Source organism: Nitratireductor pacificus pht-3B (genome assembly GCF_000300335.1).
Lineage (GTDB): Bacteria > Pseudomonadota > Alphaproteobacteria > Rhizobiales > Rhizobiaceae > Nitratireductor > Nitratireductor pacificus.
Genome location: NZ_AMRM01000005.1, coordinates 86,765 through 108,989, shown reverse-complemented (window position 1 = coordinate 108,989; position 22,225 = coordinate 86,765). Strand labels below are relative to the sequence as shown.

Genomic DNA, 22,225 nt, shown 5'->3' with positions numbered 1-22,225 from the left:
GGGCTTAGGCAGTAGCGGGACGCGGCGTGGTTGGCAACGGCGAAGAGGTGGCTCAATGGAAGTTGCGTCCCTTCGGGAGCACACGCACGTCGCGCGGGTGACGCCAGAGATTCTGCGCGGTCGGGTGTTTTTCCTCCGCTCCGGCCTGCGCGGCCGGATCGGCCATGGCGGCCATCAGTTCCGGCGTCGTGTCGGTCAGCTTGCGCGCAACCACGTGGATGACCTCCTTCTCCTTCTGCAGGATGCCCTCGACCATCACCATGCGCGCGCCGAAGACGACACGGCGAAAGCGCTCGAAGACACGCGGCCAGATAATGGCGTTGGCGATACCGGTCTCATCTTCCAGCGTCATGAAAATGACGCCGCTTGCCGTGCCGGGCCGCTGGCGCACCAGGACGAGGCCTGAGACGCGCACGAAGCGGCCCGCCGGCGTGTCGGCGAGCATGCGGGTTTCCAGGACGCGGCGTTTCCTGAGTTGCGGGCGCAGAAAGGAAACGGGATGCGCCTTCAGCGACAGGCCGAGCGTGCCGTAGTCCTCGACCACATGCTCGCCGGGCAGGAGCGCGGGAAGGGCGACGCTCTCCTCGGCCTGGAGGGGCGTGGCGGCTGCGCTGCGGGCGCTGGCGAAGAGAGGCAGTTCCTCGGCGGCCGCGCGTACGCCCTGATGGCCGCTCAGGCCGCGCACCTCCCAGAGGGCGGCGCGTCGGTCGAGGCCGATGGAGCGGAAGGCGTCGCTCTCCGCCAGCCGGCGCAGGGAGAACATGTCGATGCCCGAGCGGAAATAGAGGTCGCGCACATTGGCGAAGCCCGCGCCGCGCGCATCCACGATCTTCAGTGCCGCCGCCTCGCGGATGCCGTCCACCTGGCGCAGGCCGAGCCGCAGCGCATGGCGGATGGCGCCGGGCTTCGAGGCCGGCTCGAGCGCGTGGTCCCAGCCGCTGTGATTGACGTCGACCGGCCGCGTCTCGCCGCCATGGTCGCGGAAGTCGCGGACGATGGAGGAGGCGGAATAGAAGCCCATCGGCTGCGAGTTCAGGAGCGCGCAGGCGAAAACATCCGGATAGTGGCATTTGAGCCAGGAGGAGGCATAGGCAAGCAGCGCGAAGCTGGCCGAATGGCTTTCGGGAAAGCCGTAATCGCTAAAACCCTTCATCTGGTTGAAGCAGCGCTCGGCGAAGTCGGGCGCGTAACCCTTGGCGAGCATTCCGCCGATGAAATCGTCGCGGAACTGGTCGATGTCGCCATTGCGGCGGAAGGTGGCCATGGCGCGGCGCAGCCGGTCGGCCTTGTCGGGCGAGAAGCCGGCGCCGACGATGGCGATCTTCATGGCCTGCTCCTGGAACAGCGGGACGCCGAGGGTCTTTTGCAGGACGGCCCTGAGTTCCTCCGACGGGTAATCGACATCCTCCTCCTTGTTGCGCCGGCGCAGATAGGGATGCACCATGTCGCCCTGGATGGGACCCGGACGGACGATGGCGATCTCGATGACGAGGTCGTAGAAATTCTTCGGCCTGAGGCGCGGCAGCATCGACATCTGCGCCCGGCTCTCGATCTGGAAGACGCCGATCGTATCGGCCCTCTGGATCATCGCATAGGTCGGCTCGTCGTTACGCGGCACGGTGGCGAGCGTGCGCTCTTCGCCGTAATGGTCGCGCAGGAGATCAAAACTCTTGCGCAGGCAGGTGAGCATGCCGAGCGCGAGCACATCGACTTTGAGGATTTTCAGCGCGTCGAGATCGTCCTTGTCCCATTCCACGATGGTGCGATCCTCCATGGCCGCGTTGGCGATGGGGACCATCTCGTCGAGGGGACCGCGCGTCATGACGAAGCCGCCCACATGCTGCGACAGGTGGCGGGGGAAACCGATCAGCTGGCTGACGAGCACGAGGGTCTGGCGCAGGCGCGGGTCGCCGGGGTCGAGACCCGCCTCGCGGATGCGGTCGCCAGCCGGCGTCTTCTCCGAATGGCCCCAGACGAGGCCGGTCATGGCGGCGACGACATCGGGCGACAGGCCCATCGCCTTGCCCGCCTCGCGCACGGCGCTGCGGGTGCGGTAGGAGATGACGGTGGCGGCGAGGCCGGCGCGGTGGCGGCCATATTTGCCGTAGATATACTGCATCACCTCCTCGCGCCGCTCATGCTCGAAATCCACGTCGATGTCCGGCGGCTCGCCGCGCTCGGCGGAGATGAAGCGCTCGAACAGGAGGTCGACCTCGGTCGGATTGACCGAGGTGACGCCGAGGCAGAAACAGACGACGGAATTGGCCGCCGATCCGCGTCCCTGGCACAGGATCGGCGGCTCCTGCGCGCGGGCGAAGCGGACGATGTCATGCACGGTCAGGAAATAGGCGGCGTAGTTCAGATGGCCGATGAGCTGAAGCTCATGGAGGATCATCGCGCGCGTCCTGTCGCTCAGACCCTCGGGGAAGCGCTCCTGCGCGCCGAGCCAGGTGAGGCGGACGAGCTCTTCCTGCGGGGTGGCGCTCTCACCGGCCGATTCCTCGGGATATTCGTAGGACAGTTCGTCGAGCGAGAAACGGCATTCGGCGGCCAGGGCCGCCGACCGGGCGATCGCGTCCTCGTGGCCGGCGAGCAGCCGGGCCATCTCCTCCGGCGCCTTCAGATGCCGCTCGGCGTTGCGCTGCAGGCGGAAACCGGCCTCATCGATGGTGCAATGCTCGCGGATGCAGGTGACGAGATCCTGCAAGGGGCGCCGCGCCGGCGTGTGATAGAGCACGTCGTTGGTGGCGACGAGCGGCGTGGCGCAGGCGAGCGACAGCGCATGAAGCCGCTGCTGGCGCCGAACATCATTGGCGCGTCGGTAAGGGGTGAGCGCGAGGAAGACGGCGCCGGGGAATGCCGTGGCCAGCCGGCGCAGGCCCTCCTCGAAACCGGCGCCGAAATCATAGGGTGGCATGGCGATAAGGCGCTGGCGGTCGCCAAGCAGGGAGAGGTCTTCGAAGTGCAGATGGCATTCGCCCTTCGCGGCGCGGCGGTTGCCGATGGTGAGCAAGCGGGCGAGGCGGCCATAGGCTTCGCGGTCGGTCGGGAAACAGAGCGCCTCGAACCGGTCCATCAACACCAGCCGGGTGCCGACGACGAGGCGCATGCCCCGTTCCCTGGCTTCCACATGCGCCCGCACCACGCCGGCCAGCGTGTTGCGGTCGGCAATCCCGATCGCGGCATGGCCGAGCCGCGCCGCTTCGGCGACCAGTTCGCGTGGATGCGATCCGCCGCGCAGGAAGCTGAAATTGCTGGTGACGCCGAGTTCGGCGAAGGGCGGGGCGCTTCTCATGCGAACACCCCGTGGATGAACCAGCGCGGCGTGTCTTCGCCGCGCTCGTAAAGCCCTTCACGGAACAGCCAGAAGCGGCGGCCGGCCTCATCCTCGACGCGGTAATAGTCGCGTGTCCTGCGGCTTGCCCCGACGGGCGCCAGCCACCATTCGGGCGCGATGCGCTCCGGCCCCTCTGCAGAGGCCACGCGATGCGCCACGCGCCGCCATTCGAAGCGCGTCGGCGGACCGTCCGGCACGCCCGCCAGCGTGGTGACCGGCTCGGGAACGGCCAACAGGAACAGCGGCCGGGCAAAGGGCGCGCCGTCCTGGACGATGCGCGCATGGGCGCACCAGTCATGGGATTTCGCGGGTTTCAGGACCGAGACGGCGCGGGCGGCCCGCTCGGGAACGTAGCTCGCATGAGGCTCTGCCCGCATCACATGGCGTGCGCCGAAGCGGTTGACCAGGCGGTCGAGGAGAGGCGCAATGTCGCCGCGCGCGCCGACCAGTGCCTCGTCGCCCAGATCCTCCTGCCGGCCGGTCAGGTTTTCCACCTGAAGGGCGCTCAGGCTCGCCGCCTCGAAGCCGAAGCCGGCACGGTCCTCGATCCGGTCGAGCCGCTCGCCAAGCAGACGGGCGAGGTGGGGGGCGTCGCGTGTGGCCGTGCTGGTGGCAAGCGGCAGCGCTTCGAACCAGCCATCGACGCGGAAAAGGCGCAGCTCCACGCGCCGCACGCCCCTGGCGGCGCGTTCGAGATCGGCCGCCAGGTCGGCGGTCAGCCGACCGATGGCGATCTCGATCGCCTCGCGGGTGATGATGGGCTCGGCAAAACGGCATGTGACAGCATGAAGAACCGGCGGGCTGAGCGGACCGAAACTCGCCTCCTCATGGCCAAGCGCCTCGTCCAGCCGGCGCAGGACCAGCGGGCCGAAGCGGGCGACAAGGGGCGCGCGCGGCTTGTCGAGAAGGTCGTCGATGCGCTTCAGGCCGAGCTTTTCGAGGGCGGGCAGGCTTGCCGCATCCAGGCAAAGGGCGGCGACGGGCAGCGGCGCGAGGGCGGAACGCAGGTCTTGGCGCGGGACGACGAGGCGGGGGCTGGCGGCATGCCGCGCCAGTCCCCAGGCCGCGCCGACGGTCGGCGCAATGGCCAGCTTCGCCGTCAGGCCGAAACCGCCGAGTTTTCGGGACAGCATGTCGAGAAGGCCCGCCTCACCGCCGAACAGATGGGCGCAGCCGGTGATGTCGAGGCTCACGCCATCGGGCGCGTCGGCCCGGGTGAAGGGAGAGAAACACTGGCACCAAAAGGCCAGCCGCATGAGCGCCCGATGATCGCCTGCGAGGTCCGCGCGGTCCACGCGCAGGGCCGGGTGGATAGCGCGCGCATCGGCCAGCGTCATGCCGGGCAGGAAGCCGAGCTGCTCGGCAGCCCGGTTGAGGGCGGTGATGCGTTGACCGCTGTCCGAGGTGGTGACGAGCACCAGGGCTTCCCCGTCACGAGGCTTCTGCCCAGGAACTGTCGATGCCGGACGCCCATGCCGGCGCTCGATCGGCCAGCGGGGGAGGAAGACGGAAAGAAAGCGTTTCATGATCCCATTCGACATCCCAGTTATCGGGCCGGCCACCGTGCCAGCCAGCAGACCAGCCATCGGACCTGCCGCCGGATGTTCCTTTCCTGCATTTGGTGAGCTTGATCTGCCAGCGCGGCGCTCCTGGCCCGAACCCCGCTCCAGCCCGGGACGTCATTCCCTCAAGCCGGCTGGGCAGGGAGGCGATTGACCAGCGCGTTTCGGCGGCCGTGGACATGCCCGGAACCTCCCGTTCGCGGAGGATGAGGGCGGTGACGCCCTGTGCCGCCGCGCGCAGGGCAAGCCGCCGGCTGGCGGGAAAATCATAGTCCCGGGCCTTCTCCGGAAGGACGCCGACCACCGCGGCCAGGGGCGCATGCCCGAGCGCTTCCTCGAGCGCCCATAGGATGTCGATCGGCTTGCGCGCCGTGACCTGGATCAGCCGGCCGGGATCGAAGCCGAGTGCGGCCAGCCCCGGCGGATAAAGCCCGCCTTCACGATGTTCCAGATGTGCCGGCACCGCCCAGAGGACCTGGCCGGCCCGGCTGCGGGCAATGCGCGCCAGCAGGCAAAAGCCGAAGCCGATGCCGGCGGCGAAATCGCCATGCGCGGCCGGCACCAGCTCATGCAGGGCACCCGTTGCAAGGCCATGCGCGGGGAGAGCGGCGTCGAGCGCCGCCGGGCCGAGGGGAACGGCCGGCCGCCTGACCGGCGTCAGGCGCTCCTGGGTGGCGATGCGTCGTCGCAGGGCTTCGATGTCAAAGGCGTGTTTCATGATGCAGATCCAGAACGCACATCATGTCGGAAGGGCAGGCGCTGGAGCATCGGACCGAAAAATGGAATCCGGTTTTCGGCTGTTCCGATGCTCTATCAATGTTTCAGATCGTCCTTTGTGCGTCCGAAAGGACGCATGGCGATCTGATGCCGGGCGCGCGGCTGCCGCGTCATGTTCGTGGATGCCGGAGAATTTTTCCGGTTCTGCGGTTTCGGCTCCCGTCTTCCCGTGCCTGGACAGGACGCTCATATCCTGTGGGGCGGCCAGCCATGCTTCGAGGCGGCGCTCCCGCCGCTCCGGCGAAGCGGCGGCTCCGGCCTCCGCACAGACGGCCCGAAACGGGCAGGCGGCGGAAAGACCTTTGGCGCAGAACTCTCTTCCGAGCTGCTGCATCAGGACATGATGATCCTCCATGTCGGCAGCCTCCCAGCGGTCCGGCGCCTGACGGTTGAGCGACCGCACCGCGCGCTCCAGCCCGGTTTGGCCGGAAAACAGGCCGAGGCAGCGGGCGGCGCGCCAATGCGCCGTGTCGACGACGAGGACACGTTTCCTGAGCGTGCTGAGATTGAGCGTGGCGGTGCTGGTCTTGGGGCCGACGCCGTAAATCCGTTCCAGCCAGACGAGGGCCGGTCCGACCGCCCAGGATTTCAGGAAATCGAGCGTCAGCTCGCCGCGCAGAGCGGTAATCTCCTGCAAGGCCCTGGGCAGGGCAACGGCCTTCCTTTCCGCGTGGTTGATACCGTCGAGCAGCGGGTCGATCTCATGGAACGATGCCGTGGCCAGCGCGATCCATCGCCCCTTGTGCTGCACCACATCGAAACGCTGAACCAGCAGGCCAAAGACGCGCAGGGCGATCTCGCTGTGCGTTCTGGCGCTGAGGATCGCGAGGATCATCTGGCTCACGGGATCGAGGCGGTGACAGGCCGGCGGCGGACCGAACGCCGCCAGCAGGCGCTGGTGAAGGCGCTCAAGCCGATTGAACGAGGCAAGGGGCAGGGTGTATTGCATCCCTCATGATAAGAACAAAAAGAGAACAAATCAATCGTCTTGCGCACCCGATCGGCTTCGCTGACGGAAACCGAAGACCGCCGCAGATTTCAGTTTGCGGTTCGCGGAGACAAAAATGCCGGGATCCCGGCACGTTCGAGAAACTGGAGACCGGGAAGAACCGTGCTGCGGAAGAAATCCACCGGGGCAGGGCTTCAGACGGCGACCTTCAGGCGGTTGCGGCCCGCTGCCTGCGCGTCGTTCAAAGCGGTATCGGCCTGCCCGAGAGCCGTCCAGAACCCTTCCTTCTGCGGCAGCGGCGTGTGGAGACCAACGCTGATGGTGAGCGGAAGGGTGACGCCGTCGATCAGGAAGGGCGCCTCGGCGACCGCCCGTTGCACGCGCTCTGCGAGGCCGAGCGCCCGCTCGGCATCATAGGCGGGAAGCACCAGCGCAATGGCCTGGCCGCCGAAACTCGCCACCATGTCCGTCTGCCTGACATTGGCCTGGATGACCGCCGCGACATGGCGCAGCGCGAGTTCTCCGACCGTACGCCCGTGATTGTCGAGAAGATTGTCGAAAGCATCGATATCGATGACCGCCATCGAGTAGGGCTGGCCGGCCCAGTTCATGGCTTCAGCCAGTTCCGGCCCCAGCTTGTCGAAGACACGCCGGTTCAGAAGGCCGGTCAACGGATCGGTGGCCGCCTCCGCGGAACGGCCGTCGCGGGACTGGAAACGACTCCGCTGCAGCCCGAGCATCTGTCCGACGATCACGACGCTTGCGGCGACGGCAAGAGTGGCGGGAAGCGTGACGGATGGGGCTGCCGCCAGAACGGAATCGACGGGCAGGACAAGGATCGCCATCAATCCGACCGCGGAGAGCAGGCCGGCGGCGGCCAGCATGCCGAGCGATATCGGCCGGCCTTTCGCCACCCGGGCAAAAACGAAGCCGATGATCGCGCACAGAACGACGCCGAGGAGCCCGCTCGCATCGCCGAGCCAGAACCGGCCGGCGGCCGCGGCGAGAATGGCGCAGATCGCCGCCCACCATCCGCCAAATGCCATGGCCAGCACGACGAACACGTTTCCGACGCCGAAGGAGAGTGCGACCGCCGGCGTGGCGGACAGGAACATGGGGATAACGCTGGCCGCGGCGAAAAGCGCGGCGAGCAGCACCTTCCTGTATGCCGCCGAGGTCGGAAGCTGAAGGAACAGCCCGTAAAACAAGGACGCAATCGCGGCAACACCCAGACCTGTCAGGAAATGGGACGCCACGGCAATCATGCTCATCAGGACAACTCCTCGGACCGTACCGATGCAGGCCCAATAGCGGCCTCAACGATACAAAGCACCAACCCCGTAATGGTTCCCATAATGCAGTATGGCCGATAGCCGAGGTCGAAAACAAGCAACCCCAATCACATATCGGCGTCCGGCTTTCAACGCCTAGGTCCTGACCCTGGATAGTGCGCGTCCATTCTGATGCACGGATGGTGATCTGAACGGTCGATTGGGCATCGGCCGAAAAGACAGCCGCGGCAGCCTTCCACAGCCGCCACAAGGCCCGATCGGCACGGGTAACGGCATCTTTACGTAGCGGAAGTATGAATGGGTCTCGGTAAGGCGATGGCGATGGGGCAAGATGCGGGCGTTATTTGATCGGTTCTACAAGCTTCGCCTCTGGGCGCAGGCGCTCATCGTGACCGCTTTCGCGGTCGCCTCCGCCGATCTTCTGACGCTGTTCTTCTACGCGATCTTCTTCTCCGACCGCCTCGCGCTCGACATTGTCCTGACGGCGATCATTACCGTTCTGGTTGCCTATCCGACGAGCTATGTCTTCCTGAGCAAGACGGCGACGGTTGCGCGCCTGGCGGCGGAACTGGACAAGGCGGCGACCACCGACTTCCTGACCGGCCTGCGCAACCGCCGTGATTTCATGCAGGCGGCACAGGATGAGATCGACCGTACGGACGGATCCGCCGGGGCGGTTCTGTTCGTAGACATCGATCACTTCAAGCAGATAAACGACCAGTTCGGCCATGCCGAGGGAGACCGCGTCCTGGTGCTTGTCGCCGAGGCGATCCGCGCCAGCGTGCGGGAGACGGACATCGCAGCGCGCGTTGGCGGCGAGGAATTCGCCATTTTCATGCCGGGCGCCGACCTGCCGACGGCGCGGCGCGTTTCGGAACGCATCTGGCTGAACTGCCGTCTGGTGGCGCGTGGCACCGACCGGGGAGGAATCACCACGACCGTCAGCATCGGCCTGTCTTTGCATCGTGTGTCCCAGTCGCTGGACGATCTGCTGAAGGAGGCCGATTCGCTTCTCTACAAGGCCAAGAAGGCCGGCCGGGACCGGGTGGTCCACACCCTGCCGCACGAGGTCGTGGCATAGGCTGACCGGCCTCGAATCGCCGTGCGTCAATTCGGATGTGGGAAGGACGATCTGGGCGATCGATGAAACCGTCTTCCCAAAAGGGAAAACGCAAAACGCAGAAGGAAATTGCCGGGAGGAAACTGGTCGGAGTGGCAGGATTCGAACCTGCGACCCCCTCGTCCCGAACGAGGTGCGCTACCAGGCTGCGCTACACTCCGTGACCAGACCGCGGGCTTATAGCGGCCACGCCGGTTCTCTGCAAGATGAAACCGTCATCAATAGGGGCTTTCGACGTCGCCCATTTCCACATAGACGGATTTGAGCTGCGAGTAGTGGGAAAGCGCGGCAAGCGCGTTCTCCCGGCCTATGCCCGATTGCTTGACGCCGCCGAAGGGAAGCTCGACCGGCGTGAGGTTGTAGGCGTTGATCCAGCAGGTGCCTGCCGACAGCGCCGCGATCACCCGATGGCCGCGCGCGAGATCGCGCGTGAAGACGCCGGCGGCGAGGCCGAAGGGCGTGTCGTTGGCCCGCGTAACGACTTCATCCTCTTCCTCGAAAGCCAGAATGCTCATCACCGGTCCGAAAATCTCCTCGCGGGCGATGCGCATGTCGTCGCGGACGCCGGTGAAGATGGTCGGCGAGACGTAGAACCCGTCCTCAAAACCCTGCAGCCGTGGCGCGTCGCCGCCCAGATGCAGCGTCGCGCCCTCATTCCTGCCGATCTCGATGTAGTGCATCACCCGGTCGTGCTGGGCGCGGCTGATCAGCGGGCCGAGATGGGTTTCGGGATCGAGCGGGTTGCCAAGGCGAATCGCCTTGGTGCGCTCGGTCAGGCGGTCGAGGAAGCGGTCGTGAATGCCCTTCTGGACGAAGACGCGGGTGCCGTTCGAACAGACCTGCCCCGTCGAGTAGAAATTGCCGAGCATGGCGCCGCCGACGGCGTTTTCCACATCCGCGTCGTTGAAGACGATCAGCGGCGACTTGCCGCCGAGTTCCATCGTCGCCTGCTTCATGTGCCCTCCGGCGAGCGCCTGGACCTTCCTGCCCGTGTCGACCGAGCCGGTGAGCGAGACCTTGGCGACCGAGGGATGCGCGACCAGCGCCGCGCCGACCGCGCCGAGCCCCTGGACGACGTTGAACAGCCCGTCCGGCAGGCCGGCCTCCGTAAAAATCTCGGCGAGCTTCAGCGCAGAAAGCGGCGTCAGTTCCGAGGGCTTGAAGACCATGGCGTTTCCCATGGCGAGCGCCGGGGCCGACTTCCAGCCGGCGATCTGGATCGGGTAGTTCCAGGCGCCGATGCCGACGCACACGCCGAGCGCCTCGCGCCGCGTATAGCCGAAGGACTGGCCGAGATCGACCTGATCGCCGCCGAAGCCGGCCACCGCACCGCCGAGAAATTCCAGCGCGTCGGCGGCGGATGGGGCGTCGGCCACCAGCGTTTCCTGCAGCGCCTTGCCGGTGTTGAGGGTCTCGAGCCGGGCAAGGTCCTCGTTGCGGTCGCGGATCAGGTCCGCGGCCCGGCGCAGGATGCGGCCGCGCTCGACGGGTTTAAGGCGCGCCCAGGCTGGCTGCGCGGCGCGCGCCGCCTCGACGGCCAGCGCCACGATGTTCTCGGTCGCCGAATGGACGCGGGCGATCAGTTCGCCGGTGGCGGGGTAGAGCACGTCGATCGCCGCGCCCCGTTCGTCCTCGACGTAGCGGCCGTTGATGTAATGGGATGCCTTGGGTTGCGCGCGCATGGTTGCTCCGCTTCAGTGTTCATTGTTGGACGATGACGGGCGTTGGCGCCTGCCCCTCATCCGCCTGCCGGCACCTTCTCCCCGCAAGCGGGGAGAAGGAAGATGGCCGCTAGGTTCAAGTCTCCCTCTCCCCGCCTGCGGGGAGAGGGTAAGGGTGAGGGGCGAGCGCCATAGCCAATCCCGTCTCGCATCACCGGTCCGCTTCCCGCCAGCGCGGGTTGATCCAGGGCTGCTGATTTGACGGGCTGAGGGGCGTCTTGTCCAGAATGTGGTCGGCGGCCTTCTCGCCGACCATGATCGAGGGGGCGTTGAGGTTGCCGTTGGTGATGCGCGGGAAGATCGACGAATCGGCGACCCTGAGGCCCTCGAGGCCGATCACCCGGCACTTCTCGTCCACCACGCTCGCCGGGTCGTTCGCCGCGCCCATGCGGCAGGTGCCGCAGGGGTGATAGGCGCTTTCGGCATGCGCCCGGATGAAATCGTCGAGTGCTTCGTCCGACTGTACGCTGGTCCCCGGCGCGATCTCGCGGCCGCGATAGGGATCGAAGGCCGCTTGCGCGAAAATCTCGCGGGTGAGGCGGATGCAGTGGCGGAAGTCGCGCCAGTCGTCCGGGTGCGACATGTAGTTGAAACGGATTTCTGGACTGGTCCGGGGATCGGGGCCGGCAAGGCGCACCGTGCCGCGTGATCTGGAGCGCATCGGCCCGACATGCGCCTGAAAGCCGTGGCCCCTGGCAGCGGCCTTGCCGTCATAGCGGATGGCGACCGGAAGGAAGTGATACTGGATGTCGGGATAGTCGACCCCGGCGGCGGAACGCAGGAACGCGCCCGCCTCGAAATGGTTGGAGGTGCCGAGCCCGCTGCCGAGGAACAGCCATTGGGCGCCGATCAGCGCCTTCGAGAAGAGATTGAGTTTTGAGTAGAGCGTGATCGGCTCGATCGATTCCTGCTGGATGTAGAGTTCCAGATGGTCCTGAAGATTGCCGCCGACGCCGGGCCGGTCGGCCACCACGTCGATGCCATGGTGGCGCAGATGCGCGGCCGGGCCAATGCCCGACAGCATCAGGAGTTTTGGCGAATTGACGGCCGAGGCGGCGATGACGACCTCGCGCCGCGCCCTTATGGTCCTGACCTTTCCGCGTGTTTCGATCTCGACACCGACGGCGCGTTGATTCTCCATGACAACGCGCCGCGCGAAGCCATTGACGAGACTCACGTTCCGCCGTTTCAGCGCCGGCTTCAGATAGGCGTTGGCCGCAGACCAGCGCCGGCCGCGATAAATGGTCTGTTCGAGCGCGCCGAACCCTTCCTGCTTCTCGCCGTTGTAGTCCGCCGTCAGTTCGAAACCGGCCTGGCGGCCCGCCTCGATGAAGGCGGCGTAGAGCGGATTGTCGCGCGGCCCGCGCCGCACATGCAGGGGCCCGTCAGTGCCGCGCCAGCCGGCCTCGCCCTCGGGTGCGTTTTCCATGCGCTTGAAATAGGGCAGAACGTCCGCATAGCCCCATCCGGCGGCACCCTGTTCGGCCCAGTGGTCGAAGTCGCGGGCATGGCCGCGCACATAGACCATGCCGTTGATGGAGGAGGAGCCGCCGACCACCTTGCCGCGCGGCGTTGCAAGGACCCGTCCGCCCAGATGCGGTTCCGGCTCGCTCTGAAAACCCCAGTCGTAGCGCGCCATGTTCATCGGGAAGGAGAGGGCGGCGGGCATCTGGATAAAGGGACCGAAATCGCTGCCGCCATATTCGATGACGATGACGGAGTGCTTTCCGTCCTCCGACAGACGGTAGGCGAGGGCCGAGCCGGCAGAGCCGGACCCGACGACGACGAAATCCGCCTCAGCCATCGCGTCCACCGCGCGCGAGCGCCATGTCCAGATAATCCTCGACCAGAGAGACGGCGCCGGACGCGTCCGCAACGCCCTCGCCCAGGGCGCGGCGCAGATAGAGCCCGTCGATCAGCGCGGCGATCCCCTGCGCAGTGCGGATGGCGTCCATCCTTTCGAGAGAGCCGAGGCCGCTCATCAGGTCGCTGTTCAGCCGCCGCACATAGATGCGGAACAGCCGGCCGAGCGCCGCATTGCGCCGCGCCTCGACATAGAAGGCGAGCCATGCCGCGATGATCTCGGGGCGGAACTGCTCGGGCGAGAGATTGACCCGGATCAGCGCCCGCACGCGCTCGGTTCCCGAAAGAGGCGCGATGGCGGGGCGGACCTCGGCTCCCAGCGCAGCCAGCACGTGGCGCATGGTGGCGAAGAGCAGGTCGTCCTTGCCGCCGAAATAGTGATGGGCGAGCGCCGTCGAGACGCCGGCCCGCCCGGCAATGTCGGACATGGTGACGTCGAGCGCGCCGCGCTCGCCGACAGCGCTGATGGCCGCGTCGATCAGCGCGCGGCGGCGTATGGGTTCCATTCCGATCCTGGGCATGGGGATGTTTTTATTATTGATTGATGAGTCAATCAAGAAAAATGGCGAACGAGAATCCGCACTGCCGCTGTGCATTTCGTTCATGCTTGAACAATATCGTGATCGTCTCTATGGTCCCTTCCATGCTATCAACCCAGGGCGGTCGGCAGGGCCGCAGGCGCCGGGAGACAGACAATGACCGCATGCATCGTCGGATGGGCTCATTCCAGTTTCGGCAAGCTCGCTGAAGAGACGCTGGAAGGGCTGATCGTCAAGGTGGCGCGCGAAGCGCTCGATCATGCGGGCATCGGTCCCGACGATGTCGACGAGATCGTTCTCGGTCATTTCAATGCGGGCTTCTCGGCGCAGGATTTCACCGCCAGCCTGGTGCTGCAGGCGGACGCCCGCCTGCGCTTCAAACCGGCAACGCGCGTTGAGAACGCCTGCGCCACGGGATCGGCGGCGGTGCGGCAGGGCACACGCGCGATCGCCGCAAGATCGGCGCGCGTGGTGCTGGTCGTCGGCGCCGAGCAGATGACGACGACGCCGGGACCGGAGATCGGCAAAAACCTCCTGAAGGCGTCCTACCTGCCCGAGGATGGCGACATTCCCGCCGGCTTCGCCGGCGTCTTCGGCAAGATCGCCGCCGCCTATTTCCAGAAACATGGCGACCAGTCCGACGCTCTGGCCCGCATCGCCGCCAAGAACCACAAGAACGGCGTCGACAATCCCTATGCGCAGATGCGCAAGGATCTGGGCTATGATTTCTGCCGGCAGGAGAGCGAGCGCAATCCCTATGTCGCCGGTCCGCTGAAGCGCACCGACTGTTCGCTGGTTTCCGACGGAGCGGCGGCGATCGTCCTTGCCGACACGCAGACCGCGCTCTCCATGCGCCGCGCCGTCGCCTTCCGCGCCAATGAGCATGTGCAGGACTTCCTGCCCATGTCGAAGCGCGACATCCTTCTTTTTGAAGGCTGCGAGCAGGCCTGGGAGCGGGCGCTGAAGAGCGCCGGGGTGACGCTGGGCGACCTCTCCTTCGTGGAGACGCATGACTGCTTCACCATCGCCGAGCTGATCGAATACGAGGCGATGGGACTGGCCAAGCGCGGGCAGGGAGCCAGCATCGCGCTCGAGGGGCAGACCGAGAAGGACGGCCGCCTGCCGGTCAACCCGTCGGGCGGGCTGAAGGCGAAGGGGCATCCCATCGGCGCCACCGGCGTTTCCATGCATGCGCTGACCGCGATGCAACTGACCGGCGAGGCCGGCGGCATCCAGGTGCCCGGCGCAAGGCTCGGCGGCATCTTCAACATGGGCGGCGCGGCCGTCGCCAATTACGTGTCGATCCTCGAGCGGATCAAGTAGGCGCGGACAGCGTCAGACCGATCCGGCCGACGCGTCCGCCGGGCTCCAGAGCTCAAGCCGTCCGAAGCCCGGTATCTTCAGCGCGGGCCGCAGCAGGTCGATGCCCGCGACCAGCCCGAGGAAGTGCAGTTCGATGCCGGTATTGAGGCCCGCGGCAAAGCCGGCAAGCCCGCCGAGCGACAGGTGGATGTCCGACCAGTTCGGCGAATGTTCAAAGGCGATGATGCCGGGGCGGTAGTCACGCCCGATGGCGGTCGGCGGCAGCTCCGCATGCAGCTCCGGCACGGCGCGCAGCACATGGGCGGCGAAGGAATTGGAGTTCGGCCCGGGCCAGAGACCGTAATCGCCGCGCCTGGAGAACGGATAGGAGGCGATCGCCGCCTCGACCCGGGGAATGAGGCGTTCCGCCTCCGGGCCCCTGACCATGGCGACGATGAACGGCGTGTTGGAATACCAGCGCGCATCCGCGGCGTAGGCGTTGCGGCGGACGGGAAGGCCCCAGCCCACCTTGTCGTAACGGTCGTAGCCGGATGCTCCGGCCTTCTTCGTCACGATCCAGCTATGCACCGAGAGGGCGCCCTTCATGCCGCCGGTGCGCGCGGCAAGGACATAGACGGCGGCTTCATCGTCCGATATGGCCGCCGGGAGAACCCCGCTGGCCGACCAGTCAGCATCCCACCACGACCCGGGACGATCCTGAAGCGCCCACCAGCCGGCGGAAGCCGCCGACGGCAGGATGAAAACCACGATCAGGAAAACGATTGCCCGCTTGAAATTTCGCATGAGGATCAGTTTATCTGGTTCCGGAACCCATCCTCAAAGACAATCCAGTCAATTACGGTGAAAACATGAACAACCCTGTTCTGGTGGAAGTGTTGCGCGGCGCCGTGGTTGAGAGCCGCCATCGCGGCGCGGCGGCGGTGCTGGACGCGGACGGCACGGTGATGGCCCGATGGGGCGACATCGACCAGCCGGTCTTTCCCCGCTCGGCGGTGAAGGCCATCCAGGCGCTGCCGCTGGTCGAAAGCGGGGCGGCGGATGCCTATGGTTTCGGCGACCGGGAGATCGCGCTCGCCTGCGCGTCGCATTCGGGAGAGCCGGAGCATGTGCAACTGGCGGCGGCGATGCTGGACAAGGCGGGGCTTGCCGTCGACGACCTGGAATGTGGCGCGCACTGGTCGTTCCGCCAGGATGTCGCGGTCGCGCAGGCGCGCGCCATCGACCAACCGACCGCCGCGCACAACAACTGCTCCGGCAAGCATGCTGGATTTCTCTGCACCTGCAGGCACCTGGACCGCGATCACCGCGGCTATGTGGCGCTCGGGCATCCGGCGCAGGACGCGGTGCGCGAGGCGATGGAGGTGGTGACGGGCGCGGTCCATTCGGTGGATTCCTGCGGCACGGATGGTTGTTCGATCCCTACCTACGCCGTGCCGCTGCGCAGCCTGGCGCTGGGCTTCGCCCGGCTCGCGACGGGTGCGGGACTGGGGCCGGAGCGTGGCCGCGCCGCACGGCGCATCTTCTCCGCCTGCATGACCGAACCCTTCTACGTCGCCGGCACCGGCCGGGCCGACACGCGGATGATGGCGGCGGGGAAGGGGCGGGTCTTCACCAAGACGGGGGCGGAGGGTGTTTTCTGCGCGGCCATTCCCGAACTTGGGCTGGGCATCGCGCTGAAATGCGACGATGGCGCCGACCGGGCGTCGGAGGTGATGGTGGCCACCGTCTTGGCGCTCGTGCTGGGGGAGGGCGATCCCCTGGCGCAGGAATTGCGCGCCATGGCGCGCCCGACGATCACCACGCGGCTGGGTTTCGACGCTGGCGGCCTGCGCCCCAGCGAGGCGTTGTCGGCATTGCCGCGCTGAAGAAGGGCAGGGTAGGCGCCACGCGCGCCCGTCAGGACGTGCGATTCCCTGCGACGGTCAGGTGGTGAATGGCCTCGCCGCCGGCAACGGCCAGATCCCCGGTGACCGCTTCGGCCCAGCGATAGCCGACGATAGCGCCGGCGGGCGTATCCTCGAAGATATTGTTGCTGACGACGGCCGAACCCGAGCCTTCCACGACGGAAACGACGACGCCGACCGGCGCCTTGCGCACGACATTGCCGGTCGCCGCGACATTGCGCAGGAACGGCCCCCAGCCCATGCGGATGCCGCACAGGGGCACATTTTCGATGACATTGCCGGTGACGGCGCTGTCCGCCTCGACATTGATGCCGACGCCGAAGCCTGCGAGCGGTGAAGGATAGGGGCCGCGCGCCGACAGGTTGCGGATGAGGTTGCCGCTGCACACGCACAGGCGCCCGCCCTTGTCGAAATTCGCCATGGAGATGCCATGCGCGCCGCCATCGACGATGTTGTCGGCAATGACGGCGCCCTGGAAGGCGAATTCGGCATAGATGGCCGTTTCGCCCGAGCGCAGGCAGGTGTTGGCGCTGACCCGGATGTTGCCGGCGCTGTTGCCGCGGATGGCGGAGAAGGCGCAATCGCTGATCTCGTTGCCGCTCACCCGGACATTGTCGGCGCGATAGGCATTGATGCCATTGCCATACTGCCCAGTGCCGCCGCGGTCTGCGCGGATGCGGGCAATGCGGTTGCCCGAAACCGATGTGCCGTCCTCGCCGGGCGCGCTGCGATGCACGAGGATGCCGCCATTGCCGCAGTCGGCGACCCGGTTGCCGGAAATGTCGAGGCCGCGCCCGTCGAGCGTGTAGAGGCCGTATTCGGCGACGTTCGCGATCCCGGTGCGCTCGATGCGGCCGGCGGCGCGTTCCAGGGCGATGCCGCTGCCGCCGCTGCCGGTGACGGTGCAGCGGTCGATGGCGAGCGCGGCGATGCCCCTGACATCGAGCAGCGCCCTTGCGCCGCCTGCGAGCGGAACACGGACGCCGTCGAGGGCGAGGCCCTCAAGGGAGAGAAGCTCGAGGTCACGGCCGGAAAGGAAGGCGGCGTTGCCGCCATGGATCAGCCGTGTGGCGCCCGGGACGCCGAGAAGCCGGGTGCGCCGGGGCAGGTCGAGCCCGGCGACCACATAGTGGCCGGGCGGCAGGAAGACGGGCAGATCCTCGCCGCTGGCGCGGTCCAGAAGCGCCTTCAACGCCGCTGTCTGGTCGCTGCCCGCATTCGGCGCGACGCCGAACTCCCCCGCGTTGACGGCACTCGCAGCGGCGAGGCCGAGGCCCGCTCTGCCGGCGGCAAAGGCGCGGGGCATGGCGAGGCCGAGGACGGCAAAGCCCGCGCTGGCCTTGAGGAGGTGGCGGCGGTTCATTCTGGCACAGCTCCCGTTGTTCTCCGGTGATCAAGCAGGTTTTATGCCGCCCTACAGCGCAACGGTATGGTCGCGGAAGAAGGCGGCCGCGCCCGTCTCGTCGATTTCACCGGCGGCGACCATCAGAACAAGCTGGATCACTTCTTCCTGCTCCGCTTCCATGCTCAGGCCATTGAAGATCAGGAAAAGGTCGGCGGCGGCAAGCCCGGTCCGCTTGTTGCCGTCCACGAAAGGGTGGTTCTTCACGATGCCGAAAAGATACGCGGCCGCAAGCGTGCAGAGATCGGGCTCTTCATAGGCTTGCTTCTGCAACGGGCGGTGCAGCGCGGATTCCAGCGCCCCCTCGTCCCGGATGCCGCTGGCACCGCCGTGCAAGCGCAATTGCTCAAGGTGAAGCGCTTCGACAAAGCTGCGCGAATGGAACTCGGTCACTTGGCGAGTACGCGATACGCAGCTTCATACTTCTTCATGCGCTCGCGGGCGATCTTCATCTTGCGTTCGAACTCTTCCGGATCGTCCGCGGGCGGGCGAAGACGCAGCTCCTGCCCGTCTTCCAGCAGGTTGAGCGTATCGCCGGCACGCAGATTATGCCGCTCCAGGACCTCCTTCGGCAGGATGACGCCCTCGGAATTGCCGATCTTGCGGATGGTGACGTTCATGGCTTTGCTCCACATGTTATAACAAAAGATATAACATGCGGCGCCGAAGAGCAAGATAACCGGTCTCGGGATGATCCCGCGGTGCTGGAACTCCCTTGATGATCCCGTCTCAGCTCTCCGCGAGCAACCGGTCGAGCAGCTTCTCCGCTGCTTCGGGAATGACCGTGCCGGGGGGGAATATCTCCGCCGCGCCGGCCTTGCGCACCGCGTCGAAATCGTCCGGCGGGATGACGCCGCCGGCGACGAGCAGGATGTCGCCGTGACCGCGCTTTTCGAGCGCTTCCTTGAGCTCGGGGATCAGCGTCAGATGTCCGGCCGCGAGCGACGAGGCGCCGATGATGTGAACGTCGTTCTCGATGGCAAGCGCCGCCACCTCCTCCGGTGTCTGGAACATCGCGCCGACGGTGACCTCGAAGCCGAGATCGCCGAAGGCGGTGGCGATGACCTTCTGTCCGCGATCGTGCCCGTCCTGTCCGATCTTGGCAACCAGGATGCGGGGAGCGGAGCCGGTCTTCTTGCGGAACCGCTCGACCTTGTCCTGCGTGCGCTCGACCGAAGCGAGTTCGCCCACCTCCTTGCGATAGACGCCCGAAATGGTGCGGATATCTGCGACATGGCGGCCAAAGACCTTTTCCAGCGCGGAGGAGATCTCGCCCACTGTCGCTTTCGCGCGTGCCGCCCGCACGGCGAACTCCAGCAAATTGCCGTTCTCCTCGGCGGCACGGGTGAGGGCGGCCAGCGCGCTTTCGGTTTCGGCCACGTCGCGCGTGCCCTTGAGCTGCTGCAGCTTGGCGAGCTGGCGCGCGCGCACCTCTGCGTTGTCGACCTTGAGGACATCGACCTCGATATCCGCCTCGGGCTTGTAGCTGTTGACGCCGACCAGCACCTGCTCGCCGGAATCGATGCGCGCCTGGGTCCGCGCCGCAGCTTCCTCGACGCGCAGTTTCGGCACGCCCTTCTCGATCGCCGCCGCCATGCCGCCGAGGCTTTCCACTTCCTCGATATGGGTCAGCGCGCGATTGGCGAGGTCGTGCGTCAGCCGCTCGACGAAGGCCGAACCGCCCCACGGGTCGATCAGCCGCGTGGTGCCGGACTCCTTCTGCAGGACGAGCTGCGTGTTGCGGGCGATGCGCGCCGAATGGTCGGTCGGCAGCGCCAGCGCCTCGTCGAAGGCGTTGGTGTGCAGCGACTGGGTGTGCCCCTGGGTGGCGGCCATTGCCTCCACCATGGTGCGCACGATGTTGTTATAGGGATCCTGCGCCGTCAGCGACCAGCCGGAGGTCTGGCAATGGGTCCTGAGCGACAGGGAGCGCTCGTTCTTCGGCGCAAAGTTCTTCTTGATGAGGGTAGCCCAGAGCAGGCGCGCGGCACGCATCTTCGCGACTTCCATGAAGAAGTTCATGCCGATCGCCCAGAAGAAGGACAGGCGCGGTGCGAAGCGGTCGATGTCGAGGCCTGCGGCGATGCCGGCGCGCGCGTATTCGATGCCGTCGGCGATGGTGTAGGCGAGCTCCAGATCGGCCGTCGCGCCCGCCTCCTGCATGTGGTAGCCGGAGATCGAGATGGAGTTGAACTTCGGCATGCGCTCCGCGGTGTAGGAGAAGATGTCCGAAATGATCCGCATCGACGGCTTGGGCGGGTAGATGTAGGTGTTGCGGACCATGAACTCCTTCAGAATGTCGTTCTGAATGGTGCCCGCGAGGTCCTTGTGGGCGACGCCCTGTTCCTCCGCCGCGACGATGTAGAGCGCCATGATCGGCAGGACCGCGCCGTTCATGGTCATGGACACGCTCATCCTGTCGAGCGGGATGCCGTCGAAGAGCTGGCGCATGTCAAGGATGGAATCGATGGCGACGCCGGCCATCCCGACATCGCCGGCGACGCGCGGATGATCGCTGTCATAGCCGCGATGGGTGGCGAGATCGAAGGCGACCGACAGGCCCTTCTGGCCTGCCGCCAGATTGCGCCGGTAGAAGGCGTTCGATTCCTCGGCCGTGGAGAAGCCCGCATACTGCCGGATCGTCCATGGCTGGCGGACATACATGGTCGGATACGGGCCGCGGATGAACGGCGCGGCCCCCGGATAGGTGTCGAGGAAACGCAGTCCCCTGAGATCGTCCTCGCCATAGGCGGCGCGAATCTCGATGCCCTCCGGTGTCGTCGCCGGAGCGGAGGAGGGGGCGGCGGATGAGGATGCGGGGACCGACCAGTCGATGCTGGAAAAGTCCGGGATCATGCACTGCCTCCGGCGGCTTCATCAATCCGCTGCGCCAAAAGCGGCCGGCACTTGACGGCGGCTTCAAACGCCAGCGATGGCGATTGCGCGGCGAGCGTCGTCACCGGCCGTTCCTGATCTGCCGGGTAGAGCGTCGTGCCGATGATCGTCTTCTCGCCCTCGTTGACATGCTCCTGCCGCCGTTCGCGCATGGCCAGCACGCGCTCCTGGATATGCCCGCCCATCAGGCTGCGCAGCACGCCGCCTTCGCTCTCGATGCGGCGAAATTCCTCCCAGGCCTTCTCGCACAGAGCGCCCGTCAGTTTCTCGATGCCGCCCGAGCCGGCGGCGGGGTCCATCACCAGGCCAAGATGGCTCTCGCCGGCAAGGATCAGCTGCGTGTTGCGGGCAAGCCGCCGCGCGGTCGCATCGGGCAGGCCATGCACCACGGTGTGCGGCAGGAGGGACAGCGTGTCCGCGCCGCCCACCACGGCCGCGAAGGCGGCGATGGTCGTCCTCAGGATGTTCGTCTCCGGATCCTTGGCCGTCATCATCCGGTAGGAGGTTTCGGCGTGGATCGTCGCCGGCGTCGGCTCGATGGAGCAGGTTTCCTGGACCCGCGCCCAGAGCCGTCGCAAGGCACGGACCTTGGCGACCGACAGGAACTGGTCCTGATCGACGGACAGCGAGAAGCCGATATGCGGCGCGGCATAGACGAGCGGTTGGCGGGCCTGCTCGAACATGCGCAGATGCGACACGGCGGAGGCGAGCATAATGCCGAGTTCCTGCGCTTCGGAAGCGCCGGCATTGTGGAACACGCGCCCGTCGCCCTCCAGCAGGATGCCGGGCAGATCCATGGCGAAGAACCCGGCGAAGGACTGCGGCATCGACGCTTCGAGCGCTTCGATCGACATGCGCAACGCGCCCGTTCCGGCGAAGGTGGCCGCGGGCGAGATGCCGAAGGATAAGGTCATGCGCGCCGGGTTGATGCGCCGCTCGGTGAAGAGCTGCGTCAGCCAGTCGACGGCGGCTCGGCTGCTGGGGTTGGAATCCATGCGCAGATGCATGTTGTGCAGCGAGATGCCTTCCAGGGCCGTGGCGAGCGCCTCGGGCGTGGCAGGAAGGCCGAAGCCGAACGCGTTCGGCGCGCCGGCCAGCACAAGCGACAGGCCCTTGGCGCCCTGGGCGATGTCCTCGCGCGCCTGCCGGTTGGCGCGGGCGGGATCGGGATCGTCGATGCGCTGGACCGCCGTCCAGCCGGGCGCGGCGCGGCCGCGCGAAAGCGGCCTGGCACCCTGCGTGCGCTGATAGAGGGGCTGCATGGAGATGCCGTCGTCGGTCTGCCAGGCAAGGGAATCGGCGTCGCCCTCGCCCTTGAGGCTGTCGGTCACCACGGCACGCCACCGCTCCTCGTCGATCTGTGGGAACTCCACCTTCTTAAGGATCGAGCGATCCATCATGCCTCCCGCTTGCCGAGTTCGAGGCGCATGCACACCCATTGCGTGTATGCGCAGCCCTGAGCAACATCCAACAGTAAACCGAGTTTATGACGCTGGATGCCGGGTCGCAATGCACCGTTGGCCGAATAGCCGTTGTGCGTT

The 22,225-nt window shown here is 66.6% G+C and carries 18 protein-coding genes and 1 tRNA gene; 4 read left to right on the top strand and 15 right to left on the bottom strand.

What is annotated here, in order from left to right; all coding sequences use genetic code 11:
* Nucleotides 1–52: 52 nt before the first annotated feature.
* The 5 genes from NA2_RS05860 to NA2_RS05840 all read right to left on the bottom strand — a co-directional run bounded on the left by NA2_RS05860 (nucleotide 53) and on the right by NA2_RS05840 (nucleotide 7,896).
* Nucleotides 53–3,295 (bottom strand): error-prone DNA polymerase, encoded by a 3,243-nt coding sequence (locus tag NA2_RS05860; RefSeq protein ID WP_008595250.1) that lies wholly within the window; start codon nucleotides 3,293–3,295, stop codon nucleotides 53–55.
* Complete coding sequence (locus NA2_RS05855; RefSeq protein WP_008595248.1) at nucleotides 3,292–4,755, bottom strand: Y-family DNA polymerase; 1,464 nt, start codon at nucleotides 4,753–4,755, stop codon at nucleotides 3,292–3,294. The genes NA2_RS05860 and NA2_RS05855 overlap by 4 nt, the downstream gene beginning before the upstream one ends.
* Nucleotides 4,756–4,768: 13 nt before the next feature.
* The gene (locus NA2_RS05850; protein ID WP_008595246.1) at nucleotides 4,769–5,617 is read right to left on the bottom strand and encodes an ImuA family protein; all 849 of its coding nucleotides are present in this window, start codon (nucleotides 5,615–5,617) and stop codon (nucleotides 4,769–4,771) included.
* 21 nt (nucleotides 5,618–5,638) lie between these two features.
* Nucleotides 5,639–6,625, bottom strand: coding sequence for an endonuclease III domain-containing protein (locus tag NA2_RS22135; protein WP_008595244.1), 987 nt, complete (start codon nucleotides 6,623–6,625; stop codon nucleotides 5,639–5,641).
* 194 nt (nucleotides 6,626–6,819) lie between these two features.
* Nucleotides 6,820–7,896: a GGDEF domain-containing protein gene (locus NA2_RS05840; RefSeq protein ID WP_008595242.1), complete on the bottom strand. Its 1,077-nt coding sequence runs from the start codon at nucleotides 7,894–7,896 to the stop codon at nucleotides 6,820–6,822.
* Between the two features lie 352 nt (nucleotides 7,897–8,248).
* Between NA2_RS05840 and NA2_RS05835 the strand changes: the two genes are divergently transcribed.
* Complete coding sequence (locus NA2_RS05835) at nucleotides 8,249–8,998, top strand: GGDEF domain-containing protein (protein WP_008595240.1); 750 nt, start codon at nucleotides 8,249–8,251, stop codon at nucleotides 8,996–8,998.
* A 123-nt stretch (nucleotides 8,999–9,121) separates the two neighbouring features.
* Here the strand turns inward: NA2_RS05835 and NA2_RS05830 are convergent.
* The 4 genes from NA2_RS05830 to betI form a co-directional block, all read right to left on the bottom strand.
* Nucleotides 9,122–9,198, bottom strand: a tRNA-Pro gene (locus NA2_RS05830).
* Nucleotides 9,199–9,255: 57 nt separating this feature from the next.
* Entirely contained in the window at nucleotides 9,256–10,719 is a 1,464-nt protein-coding gene (betB, locus tag NA2_RS05825; RefSeq protein ID WP_008595238.1) for a betaine-aldehyde dehydrogenase, read from the bottom strand.
* A 190-nt stretch (nucleotides 10,720–10,909) separates the two neighbouring features.
* Entirely contained in the window at nucleotides 10,910–12,562 is a 1,653-nt protein-coding gene (gene betA, locus NA2_RS05820; protein ID WP_040676879.1) for a choline dehydrogenase, read from the bottom strand.
* On the bottom strand, nucleotides 12,555–13,142 hold the full coding sequence (gene betI, locus NA2_RS05815; RefSeq protein ID WP_008595234.1) for a transcriptional regulator BetI: 588 nt from the start codon (nucleotides 13,140–13,142) through the stop codon (nucleotides 12,555–12,557). Before betI ends, betA begins: the two co-directional genes overlap by 8 nt.
* Between betI and NA2_RS22225 the strand changes: the two genes are divergently transcribed.
* Both NA2_RS22225 and NA2_RS05810 read left to right on the top strand, forming a co-directional pair.
* Entirely contained in the window at nucleotides 13,117–13,320 is a 204-nt protein-coding gene (locus tag NA2_RS22225; RefSeq protein WP_210161288.1) for a hypothetical protein, read from the top strand. The two genes, betI and NA2_RS22225, sit on opposite strands and share 26 nt — an antisense overlap.
* Nucleotides 13,317–14,483: an acetyl-CoA acetyltransferase gene (locus tag NA2_RS05810; RefSeq protein ID WP_008595231.1), complete on the top strand. Its 1,167-nt coding sequence runs from the start codon at nucleotides 13,317–13,319 to the stop codon at nucleotides 14,481–14,483. The genes NA2_RS22225 and NA2_RS05810 overlap by 4 nt, the downstream gene beginning before the upstream one ends.
* Nucleotides 14,484–14,495: 12 nt before the next feature.
* On the opposite strand, the gene NA2_RS05805 is transcribed toward NA2_RS05810, so the two are convergent.
* On the bottom strand, nucleotides 14,496–15,266 hold the full coding sequence (locus NA2_RS05805) for a DUF3750 domain-containing protein (RefSeq protein WP_008595230.1): 771 nt from the start codon (nucleotides 15,264–15,266) through the stop codon (nucleotides 14,496–14,498).
* 65 nt (nucleotides 15,267–15,331) lie between these two features.
* Between NA2_RS05805 and NA2_RS05800 the strand changes: the two genes are divergently transcribed.
* Nucleotides 15,332–16,348: an asparaginase gene (locus NA2_RS05800; RefSeq protein ID WP_008595227.1), complete on the top strand. Its 1,017-nt coding sequence runs from the start codon at nucleotides 15,332–15,334 to the stop codon at nucleotides 16,346–16,348.
* A 31-nt stretch (nucleotides 16,349–16,379) separates the two neighbouring features.
* Here NA2_RS05800 and NA2_RS05795 read toward each other — a convergent pair whose 3' ends face one another.
* The 5 genes from NA2_RS05795 to NA2_RS05775 form a co-directional block, all read right to left on the bottom strand.
* Nucleotides 16,380–17,750, bottom strand: coding sequence for a TIGR03808 family TAT-translocated repetitive protein (locus NA2_RS05795; RefSeq protein WP_008595225.1), 1,371 nt, complete (start codon nucleotides 17,748–17,750; stop codon nucleotides 16,380–16,382).
* Between the two features lie 51 nt (nucleotides 17,751–17,801).
* On the bottom strand, nucleotides 17,802–18,182 hold the full coding sequence (locus NA2_RS05790) for a type II toxin-antitoxin system death-on-curing family toxin (RefSeq protein ID WP_008595222.1): 381 nt from the start codon (nucleotides 18,180–18,182) through the stop codon (nucleotides 17,802–17,804).
* Complete coding sequence (locus NA2_RS05785; RefSeq protein ID WP_008595219.1) at nucleotides 18,179–18,409, bottom strand: AbrB/MazE/SpoVT family DNA-binding domain-containing protein; 231 nt, start codon at nucleotides 18,407–18,409, stop codon at nucleotides 18,179–18,181. The genes NA2_RS05790 and NA2_RS05785 overlap by 4 nt, the downstream gene beginning before the upstream one ends.
* 109 nt (nucleotides 18,410–18,518) lie before the next feature.
* Nucleotides 18,519–20,645 (bottom strand): methylmalonyl-CoA mutase, encoded by a 2,127-nt coding sequence (gene scpA / locus NA2_RS05780; RefSeq protein ID WP_008595217.1) that lies wholly within the window; start codon nucleotides 20,643–20,645, stop codon nucleotides 18,519–18,521.
* Nucleotides 20,642–22,084 carry a methylmalonyl-CoA mutase family protein gene (locus NA2_RS05775; RefSeq protein WP_008595215.1) on the bottom strand — a complete coding sequence of 481 codons (1,443 nt, stop codon included), beginning with the start codon at nucleotides 22,082–22,084 and terminating at the stop codon, nucleotides 20,642–20,644. The genes scpA and NA2_RS05775 overlap by 4 nt, the downstream gene beginning before the upstream one ends.
* Nucleotides 22,085–22,225: the final 141 nt, after the last annotated feature.

Bases quoted from the DNA above. Each gene is read 5' to 3' on its own strand.
- NA2_RS05795 (WP_008595225.1), bottom strand. From the start codon at position 17,750: ATGAACCGCCGCCACCTCCTCAAGGCCAGCGCGGGCTTTGCCGTCCTC.
- betA (WP_040676879.1), bottom strand. From the start codon at position 12,562: ATGGCTGAGGCGGATTTCGTCGTCGTCGGGTCCGGCTCTGCCGGCTCG.
- betI (WP_008595234.1), bottom strand. From the start codon at position 13,142: ATGCCCAGGATCGGAATGGAACCCATACGCCGCCGCGCGCTGATCGAC.
- scpA (WP_008595217.1), bottom strand. From the start codon at position 20,645: ATGATCCCGGACTTTTCCAGCATCGACTGGTCGGTCCCCGCATCCTCA.
- NA2_RS05860 (WP_008595250.1), bottom strand. From the start codon at position 3,295: ATGAGAAGCGCCCCGCCCTTCGCCGAACTCGGCGTCACCAGCAATTTC.
- NA2_RS05785 (WP_008595219.1), bottom strand. From the start codon at position 18,409: ATGAACGTCACCATCCGCAAGATCGGCAATTCCGAGGGCGTCATCCTG.
- NA2_RS22225 (WP_210161288.1), top strand. From the start codon at position 13,117: ATGGGTTCCATTCCGATCCTGGGCATGGGGATGTTTTTATTATTGATT.
- NA2_RS22135 (WP_008595244.1), bottom strand. From the start codon at position 6,625: ATGCAATACACCCTGCCCCTTGCCTCGTTCAATCGGCTTGAGCGCCTT.
- NA2_RS05835 (WP_008595240.1), top strand. From the start codon at position 8,249: ATGCGGGCGTTATTTGATCGGTTCTACAAGCTTCGCCTCTGGGCGCAG.
- NA2_RS05840 (WP_008595242.1), bottom strand. From the start codon at position 7,896: ATGAGCATGATTGCCGTGGCGTCCCATTTCCTGACAGGTCTGGGTGTT.
- NA2_RS05810 (WP_008595231.1), top strand. From the start codon at position 13,317: ATGACCGCATGCATCGTCGGATGGGCTCATTCCAGTTTCGGCAAGCTC.
- NA2_RS05850 (WP_008595246.1), bottom strand. From the start codon at position 5,617: ATGAAACACGCCTTTGACATCGAAGCCCTGCGACGACGCATCGCCACC.
- NA2_RS05805 (WP_008595230.1), bottom strand. From the start codon at position 15,266: ATGCGAAATTTCAAGCGGGCAATCGTTTTCCTGATCGTGGTTTTCATC.
- NA2_RS05775 (WP_008595215.1), bottom strand. From the start codon at position 22,084: ATGATGGATCGCTCGATCCTTAAGAAGGTGGAGTTCCCACAGATCGAC.
- NA2_RS05800 (WP_008595227.1), top strand. From the start codon at position 15,332: ATGAACAACCCTGTTCTGGTGGAAGTGTTGCGCGGCGCCGTGGTTGAG.
- betB (WP_008595238.1), bottom strand. From the start codon at position 10,719: ATGCGCGCGCAACCCAAGGCATCCCATTACATCAACGGCCGCTACGTC.